The organism is Barnesiella sp. CU968 (assembly GCF_905219685.1).
Taxonomy (GTDB): Bacteria; Bacteroidota; Bacteroidia; order Bacteroidales; family Muribaculaceae; genus Lepagella; species Lepagella muris_A.
This window is the reverse complement of record NZ_CAJMXD010000096.1, coordinates 1-8,843: the sequence shown is the minus strand read 5'-3', so window position 1 is coordinate 8,843 and position 8,843 is coordinate 1. Positions and strand designations below refer to the sequence as shown.

Here is an 8,843-nt window from a genome sequence, read left to right as displayed (position 1 = left end):
GCCAGCACAAATAGCAAATTGCCATCCAACTCTTGACCTCGAATTTGATTAACACTTTTTAAGAGACACTAGTGATAGGCACTCTTTTTAATAGTGTTTTAAAACATCTAACAGACATATCCCATGCAGACTTTCACCCGCATCCCTATCTCAATTACATTTATAAGGAGCATCACGCTGACTGCAGTGTGTACATTGGGTCTATCCCTATCTGTTCATGCACAGAATCAGCGCCCTCTTGAAGAAATCCGGATGGACTCGGCAATTTCCAATCACAAGATTCTATATTTCGGGAAAGGTGATGAGCCGGATAACGATTCCACATCCGTCATGATTCAAAAATTCTATGAAGACCAGTTCAGACATTTCCAGGATCCTCTTGCTCCTTACTTTTTATTTCTGTCAAAAGATTCCAAACTCGCGATGGGCATAGGCGGATGTGTAAGAATGCGGGGGTATTTCGACTGGGGCGGAGCTATTCCTTCATCAGGTTTTGCTCCATATCTGATTCCGATGCAGAAGAATCCTGCGAAAAAACGGCAACTCGGTTCAACACCCGCCGGAACCGCACTATTTTTCAGGGTGTTGGGACGAAACAAGACATTGGGAGACTATCAGGTATATATAGAGGCAAACTTTAACGGATATGAAGTCCGCGATTTCCGCCTCAAAAAAGCATACGCATCAATCAACGACTGGACATTCGGTTACACAAATTCCACTTTCAGTGATCCGTCCGCACAGCCTCCGACTGTTGATCCATCGGGACCGAATTCTAAAATCGGAGCCACTTCCGTACTGATAAGATGGTTACACAGACTCCCGAAGGGGTTCTCGGTGGCTGTATCGGCAGAAATGCCCTCCGACCAGATTGAGACAGTTCCGGAACAGATTGAGAAAGTATCTCAATACATTCCGGATATAGCGGCATTCATGCAATACGGATGGGGTGAATCAAACCACATACGCTTGTCCGCGATATATCGCTCTCTCCCCTACCGCGATCTGTTGATGGGCAAGAATCATAACAAAACCGGATTCGGCATTCAAGGCAGCACTATATTCCGCCCGTTCTATTCCATAACCGTCTATGGCTGTCTGAACGGAGGTAAAGGATATGGCAGCCTCGGCGGCGACTGGCTGATGGGTGCCTATGATCTTGTGGCAGATCCCGACAAACCCGGAAAACTTTACGCTCCGTTCTGTTATGGCGGATACGCGGGAATCCAATATAACTTCACTCCGATGATATTCGCAAGCGCTACTTTCGGAGGCGCACGCTATGCACCTCGTCACGATGTGGCTCCAGACCAATACAAACAGGGATTGTACATGGCAGCCAACGTATTCTGGTTTCTCACCCCTCGGATATCCTGTGCCATGGAATTCGATCTTGGCAGACGGATGAACTTTAACGGAGACACCGCCTGGGCGCGCAGACTGGGCGCATTCGTATCATTTTCATTCTAAACCTCCTTGATTTTCGACATACCGGTTTTCGAGACAGTTTTCGAGATACAGAAGCATGCTTAAAAAATAATTGTCTTTTTGATTTGAATTAAGGAATTATTTCCCTAATTTTGTGGCTGATTGGGTTTCGTTCTGAAAGGGGGCGAAACTAAGATAGAATAATTACCAGTATTAATCACATAAATTACAGACAATTATGTCAAAAGTAACCGTAGTAGGCGCCGGTAACGTAGGCGCTACAGCTGCCAATGTTATGGCACTTCGTGAAATCGCAGACGAGGTTGTAATGATCGACATCAAGGAAGGCGTTTCCGAAGGAAAGGCTATGGACATGATGCAGACAGCTAACCTTCTCGACATGAACACTCGCATTTCCGGTGTGACCAACAACTATGAAGCGACAAAAGACAGCGATGTCGTTGTCATCACTTCCGGAATACCACGCAAACCGGGCATGACTCGCGAAGAGTTGATCGGTGTTAACGCAGGCATTGTGAAACAAGTGACTGAAAGCGTTCTCGCACACAGCCCCAACGCTGTGATCGTATGCGTTTCCAATCCTATGGACACCATGACCTACCTTATCCACAAAGTGTCAGGTCTTCCCAAAAACCGCATCATCGGTATGGGTGGCGCTCTTGACAGCAGCCGTTTCAAATATTATCTCAGCAAAGCCCTCAACGCCAACCCCAATGAAATTGAAGGTTTCGTTATCGGCGGACACGGTGACACAACAATGATTCCCATGAAGCGTTTTGCTACACTTCGCGGTATTCCTGTAAGCAACTTCCTCTCTGCCGAAGAACTTGACAAAGTAGCTGCCGACACTATGGTAGGTGGCGCTACTCTCACAAAACTTCTCGGCACATCCGNATGGTACGCTCCCGGTGCCGCTACTGCAGAAGTTGTAGAGGCTGTAATCCATGACCAGGATGCAATCATCCCCTGCTCCGCACTGCTTGAAGGTGAATATGGCGAGAGCGATCTTTGCATCGGTGTTCCCTGTGTTTTGGGCAAAGGTGGTATCAAAAAGATTCTCGAACTTGACCTCAATGAGGAAGAGAAAGAGCTTTTCAAGAAAAGCGCAGAGGCTGTTCACAAAACAAATGCCGCTCTCCCCGCTTAATCTCGCGATATGTAATAAAAATAAACTCCCGAAGATTCTTCGGGAGTTTATTTTTATTACATATAACGTTATGCGGAATAACGTTATGCGGATGCTATCGTCATCACAATCAAAGCTACCATGAAAAGTATGCCCATTATCATGGCGATTACATCAAGTTTACGACTCGCCCTCGGACTCACTTTATATATATACAATGCGGCAAGATGACAAAAGACCATCATAAACACAAAGAAAACGCTTGTATAAGTCCACCAAGGCGCCGGTGTGCCGATAATAAAACCCAGCCACACCACAACCAACACCAATGCGCCCCAGGCGACACTTTTCATTTTAAGGATACTACGCATCATCATCTGTAAAGTTTGAATCCGAAAACATTTCCGCTGTCAGCAAGAGCCAGACCTATATAATACCCTGAGCCCAACACTGACATATCGATATTCATCAACGAAGTTTCCTTGTAATACTTTTCCATCATCTGCATTCCACCGATGGTGTATATCCTCATCATTCTGATATTTTCCGGAAAAGAAATCTCAAAATGCCCGCCTCCCAAAGCTTTGACCACAGGTCGCGAGGGAGAGACGATTTCCTCAAGTTTTATATCGCGTTCACGATTTTCTCTGCTGACTTCGCGTATGAAATCTTCATAAAATTTAAACGGAATTTCATCATCGGCGGCTGTGACATCATCAAGAGTCAACTCACGGTATGCATCAGGATCGTACAGGCTGAATTCGACAGCAGAAGGCATAAGTATCTGATTTCCCGATCGTGCAAGAGATTCAAGCATATCTTTCCGTTCCTCCCCTAATGCTCTGTATTCATCCGAATCATATGGAGAAGCGAGAACGGCAGAAATATATTCCGGGATATTCCGCCATGCTTCCATTGCCTTGGCTGGTATGCGGGGATCGTAACGTATCAGTTCAATCTCACGCGCATAGGTCTTTAACACCTCTTTTTCATCATCCGAAATCTTGTCTTTATCAAACTTTCGGACCTTGCTGTAAGCAAGTATCGGATATGCCTTGTTCTCTCCGGATATTATGACATAACCTCCTTTTGGCGAATTATACACATATATGGGGGAAAACAATCTGTCGGTAGTCAGTTGCCGTCCGTTCCATACCATCTGAGGCGGAGCCGTAACCTCTCCATAAGCGGCATTGAAAAAAGTCCCGGCAATTGAATTTGCCTCCTTTCGGGAAACAGTCTCGGCATGTGCGGCAGCCGGGACTGCCACACATGCAAAGAGTGATATCAGGATTCTAAATTTCATTTATTAAATTACTGTTCTGCAGTTTCTACCTCGGATTCTTCAACTTCTACAACATTCTGGACATTCGGAAGTTCAAGACCGAGATGCTTTTTGGCATCAAGAGCTTTAAGCACAAGACCGAGCACAAGTGCGGCAACGCCAAGACAGGCGAGCATAACCAGAGGAGCTGTGTAATTATAACTTATGGAAGCCACTTCCTCCGTCATGGTGCCGTTGGCAAGTGCTTCTGTAATCTGCGGATTTGTAGAATCGAGCACTTTGCCGATCAACATCGGGAAAAGCCACAAACCGATATTCTGAATCCAGAATATCAAGGCATACGCCGAACCTATGATTTTGGAATCAACAAGTTTTGGCACGCTTGGCCATAGAGAGGCCGGCACTAATGAGAACGATGCTCCAAGCACAAGAATAGTCAGGTATGCAACAATCACACCTCCTACCGGAGTGTCTTTGAACATAGGCAGAACGAATGCAAACGTAAGATGACATGCTATAAGAAGTAACGCTCCAAGCACAAGCATAGAAGCCGCTTTACCCTTATAGTCCACATATTTACCAAGAATCGGAGTGATTCCCACAGCAAGCAGGGGGAAAACCGCGAAAATAGCCGCCGCGCTCTGACGCATATAACCCATCCAGCAATAAAGGACAAGGCAACATACGGCTACAACAAGCATGACTGTACGCACGATCTTGTTTTTACCGAAATTGCTTGCAAAAGAAGCGAACGCTACAATAAGCATCACAACATACTGCCATACACTTACCGCCTCACTTCCCCAGAAGGAATCCGGTGCTACGTCAGTAAACGCAAGATTGCACTGTAACATATTGACCGCGTATTTCTGGAAGGGGAAAATCGCGGAATAATACAATACACACAAAAGAGCGACAAGCCAGAAAGCCCAGCTTGAAAGAATCTTGCCGAGATCGCTGATTTTGAAAGGATCGTCTTTCTCCTCTGCCTCGCCTGTCTGCGAATCAAGTTTCTTGTCCATGAAGAAATAGACAATAAACATTATCAATGCTATCATAAGAAGCACCACTCCGAATGCCACAGAGCGTGAAACGCTTATTGTGCCGCCAAGTTCTGCAAAAACCGGTGAGAATATCATACATGTGGCAACGCCAAGACGTGCAAGAGCCATTTCCGAACCCATCGCCAAAGCCATCTCGCGACCTTTGAACCACTTCACGATGCCACGGCTTACAGTGATACCTGCCATCTCCACTCCACATCCGAAGATCATGAAACCTACAGCGGAGAATTTAGCCGAAGCAGGCATTCCTTTATAGAACGGAGATATGCCGAGTTCATCGAAACCGGGAATATAATTCAGATGGTTTGTGAACCAAACATCAAGACTGCTGCCAAGAAATGAATCTGTAAGGGCATACCAGTTTATCACCGCACCCACAAGCATCACTGCGCCTGACAAGACAGCCGTGAAACGCACTCCCATCTTGTCAAGAATGATTCCGGCAAAGATAAGGAAGAATATAAACACATTAAGAAATGTCTCCGAACCCTGCATTGTTCCAAACGCAGTGGAATCCCATCCCCGTGTTGACTGCAAAAGATCCTTGATAGGTGAAAGGATGTCCATAAATATATATGAACAGAACATCGCAAACGCTAAAAGACCGAGAGCCGTCCAACGTGCCCAGCTATAATCCCNAAGCGAGCCAGCTGAAGCGGAAACTTTAGTTGTAATTGTTGACATAATATAGTTTTAATTGATTTTTGACTAATCAATGAAATTATTTTTTAACAGCTTCTAATCACTTCAATACCATGCCGGATGCAAAAGCTCATCCCGAAACTCTTCCTTACTAATCATGCCGGTAATCCTATTCCCTTCATTGCCATCGGCATCAAGGAAAACGAAAGTCGGAACAGCCTGCACCTGATATTTATTTGCCAATTCAGGATTTTCATCTATATCTATAGAGATGAAATTATATTCATCTTTAAAATCATCTGCAAGACTATAGAAAATTGGTTTCATCCTCTGGCAAGGACCACACCAGCTTGCTGTGAAATCAACGATACTGGGTTTTCCGTTACTCACCATCTGATGCAATACGACCGACTCCTGATTCGACACAGCTGCATTTTCAGCACCGGTATCGCCATTCCGGACATCATTAGTTCCAGATTCAACTTTCACAGTATCTGAAACTGTCTCATAACTTTGCAACTCACTTGGAGTCCTGTAATTCTTATTTTTCCCACATCCGGCCAATACAACCACAATGGAAACAATATAAAATATCCTGGAATATCTCATATTAAGGCATTTTAATTAAACAAACTTTTTCACTTATATAAAAACAATGCCGGAGACCTTACAATAATTTAATTGCAAGATCCCCGACATATTATTTCGTAATTGCTACTTCCGAGAAATATTATATTTCTTTGTTATGTTCAAGAAGCAGCGTCATTGACGGACGGTCGCAGATCTCTGCCGGACCAAAATACTGAATCGGACCGGGATACTGATACAATGTGTTGAGAGCAAGTGTTTCACGCATTGATGCAAACTTGAGGTAAGGACGTCCGTTAAGGTTCACAAGTGCTTTCTGAATCACCGGCTTCATTTCACCGTTACGACGCTCCATATTCATCATCATGGTGATTGGGATACCTCCGCAGATCCAGTTTTCTGTTGAGTCTGTCAGATTGCGCACGCTCGACATATATCCGGTCAGACCTGCATTGATGAGCATAGCTGCATTGTAACCCAGAGCGTATGTGTAATCAGCATCGAAGTTGGTAGGATCCGCGCAACGACCTTCATAACCGAAGAAGTGGTGCTGTGCCGCGAATTTGCCACTGTACTGACCATCCTCCGNCATCTCGGCAAGACGTTTCGCTACCATTTCGCTGAGAAGGCTCTCTGTCTCGATCAGCGAAACCTGAACGTTACCGTGGCTGTCCCGGTCAAGGCTGAGNTGGAGAGCGATTGTCTTGGGAAGCATCTTGTAAAGATCTGCGTTCACCGGAGAAAGATGACTGTGGATTGCCTCAAGTTTCTCATTCTCCTCAAGCGACTCAAGCTCGTCTGCATATTCAACCAGAACTTCATTGAGTTCTGCAATAAGAGTCTTCATCGAAGGGATGAACTCGATGAGACCTTCGGGAATAAGGACTGTTCCGAAATTCCATCCTAATTTGGCACGCTCTGCGATGACATAGCAGATATAGCTTACGATATTGTCAAGAGTCATGCGTTTGGCGAGAACTTCCTCCGANATAAGACAGATGTTCGGCTGAGTCTCAAGAGCACATTCAAGAGCTATGTGGGAAGCGGAACGACCCATAAGCTTGATAAAGTGGTAGTATTTCTTAGCCGAATTACAGTCGCGCTGGATATTACCGATTACCTCGCTGTAGACCTTGCATGCCGTGTCAAAACCGAAAGAAGTCTCGATCCATTCGTTCTTGAGGTCACCGTCAATTGTCTTGGGAACACCGATAACCTGAACATCGGCTCCGATATTCTTGTAATATTCGGCAAGAACTGCGGCATTGGTATTTGAATCGTCACCACCGATAATAACAAGAGCCTTTATATTAAGCTCTTTGAGTATCTTAAGTCCTGCTTCGAACTGTTCGGGAGTCTCAAGTTTTGTGCGACCGGATCCGATGATATCGAAACCGCCTGTGTTACGATATTCCGCTATATAACCTGCAGTCAGTTCCATGTACTGATGGTTGATAAATCCTGCAGGACCCATAAGGAAGCCATAAAGACGGTTCTCCTTGTTCAATTTCTTAAGACCGTCAAATATACCGCTTACCACATTGTGTCCGCCGGGAGCCTGACCGCCGGAGAGAATGATACCTACATTAAACGGCTCTTCCACTCGCTCAGGCTTGTCATTGTTCTCGAACTGAACGATAGGCATTCCGTATGTGTGGGGGAATCTCTCTTTGATTTCCGCCTGATTTGCCACAGACTCTGTAGCCTCTCCGAATTTAACTTTGACATCGCCCTGAAGATCTTTGGGCAATTTGGGCTGATACTCTGCTCTTACTCGCTGGAGTGCACTCTTTTTCATGTTTTATTTTAATATCTTGTTTTTACCTTGTTTTATTCCGATTGTCGCTGGCACTGCAATTATGCACTGTGTTTCCAAACACCTGCAAAGTTAGCAAATTTATGCCAAATAATCAAGATAAAAAAAGTGTATGGATATAAAAATTATTCCTCCCCGGCAAGCATTTTTTCAGCCTCCCTGAGATCTTCTTCCGTATCTATTCCTATTGTGGAAAATTCAGTAAGTCCGATTTTGATTCCAAAACCATTCTGAATCCACCTCAGTTGCTCAAGACTTTCAGCTTTCTCAAGCGATGATTCGGGCAAACGCACAATCTTCGAAAGAACAGACGCCTTATAGCCGTAAATACCGATATGCGTATGGAACTCGGCCTCTTTCAGCCAGTTTTTCCAATCCGTTTTTCTAACGTAGGGAATAATGCTTCTGGAAAAATACAACGCATCCATATCCTGTGAGAAAACAACTTTCACAAGATTGGGATCGAAAAGCGCGTCAAAACCTCTGGTGGCGTCAAAACGCATTGCAAGAGTGGCGATATCGGCAGAGGGATTGTTTTCGAACACCGCCTTCAGTTTCTCAATCTGTTCCGGACGAATGAACGGCTCGTCACCCTGAACATTAATAACCACATCGGCGTCACTGCCAAGAAGCCTGTAGGCTTCCTCTACCCTTTCCGTGCCGCTCCTGTGAGTGTCCGAAGTCATCACGGCTCTGAAACCCGCCTTCTCCACACACTCCCTGATACGGCTGTCATCTGTGGCTACAACAGCTTCGACACCGGCTTTCTCAACCTGTCGGCAGACTCTCGTTATCATCTCTTCCCCCCCTATTCTGGCGAGCGGCTTTCCNGGGAATCTGGATGACTCATAACGTGCCGGGATTATAACTATA

The 8,843-nt window shown here is 45.3% G+C and carries 8 protein-coding genes; 2 read left to right on the top strand and 6 right to left on the bottom strand.

All coding sequences use genetic code 11. The features are described from left to right. Positions 1 to 123 precede the first annotated feature (123 nt). On the top strand, positions 124 to 1,470 hold the full coding sequence (locus tag JX312_RS05485; RefSeq protein ID WP_204457322.1) for a hypothetical protein: 1,347 nt from the start codon (positions 124 to 126) through the stop codon (positions 1,468 to 1,470). A 196-nt stretch (positions 1,471 to 1,666) separates the two neighbouring features. Next, entirely contained in the window at positions 1,667 to 2,596 is a 930-nt protein-coding gene (locus JX312_RS05480; RefSeq protein ID WP_204457321.1) for a malate dehydrogenase, read from the top strand. A gap of 83 nt (positions 2,597 to 2,679) precedes the next feature. On the opposite strand, the gene JX312_RS05475 is transcribed toward JX312_RS05480, so the two are convergent. The 6 genes from JX312_RS05475 to kdsB form a co-directional block, all read right to left on the bottom strand. Then, positions 2,680 to 2,952 carry a hypothetical protein gene (locus JX312_RS05475; protein ID WP_204457320.1) on the bottom strand — a complete coding sequence of 91 codons (273 nt, stop codon included), beginning with the start codon at positions 2,950 to 2,952 and terminating at the stop codon, positions 2,680 to 2,682. After that, on the bottom strand, positions 2,949 to 3,881 hold the full coding sequence (locus tag JX312_RS05470) for a Spi family protease inhibitor (protein ID WP_204457319.1): 933 nt from the start codon (positions 3,879 to 3,881) through the stop codon (positions 2,949 to 2,951). The genes JX312_RS05475 and JX312_RS05470 overlap by 4 nt, the downstream gene beginning before the upstream one ends. An 8-nt stretch (positions 3,882 to 3,889) precedes the next feature. After that, on the bottom strand, positions 3,890 to 5,512 hold the full coding sequence (locus JX312_RS05465; protein ID WP_239653815.1) for an MFS transporter: 1,623 nt from the start codon (positions 5,510 to 5,512) through the stop codon (positions 3,890 to 3,892). A gap of 159 nt (positions 5,513 to 5,671) precedes the next feature. Next, positions 5,672 to 6,175: a co-chaperone YbbN gene (locus tag JX312_RS05460; protein ID WP_123406851.1), complete on the bottom strand. Its 504-nt coding sequence runs from the start codon at positions 6,173 to 6,175 to the stop codon at positions 5,672 to 5,674. Positions 6,176 to 6,296: 121 nt separating this feature from the next. Next, positions 6,297 to 7,952: a diphosphate--fructose-6-phosphate 1-phosphotransferase gene (locus tag JX312_RS05455; protein ID WP_204457317.1), complete on the bottom strand. Its 1,656-nt coding sequence runs from the start codon at positions 7,950 to 7,952 to the stop codon at positions 6,297 to 6,299. Between the two features lie 143 nt (positions 7,953 to 8,095). Next, positions 8,096 to 8,842 (bottom strand): 3-deoxy-manno-octulosonate cytidylyltransferase, encoded by a 747-nt coding sequence (gene kdsB / locus JX312_RS05450; protein WP_239653814.1) that lies wholly within the window; start codon positions 8,840 to 8,842, stop codon positions 8,096 to 8,098. Position 8,843 lies beyond the last annotated feature (1 nt).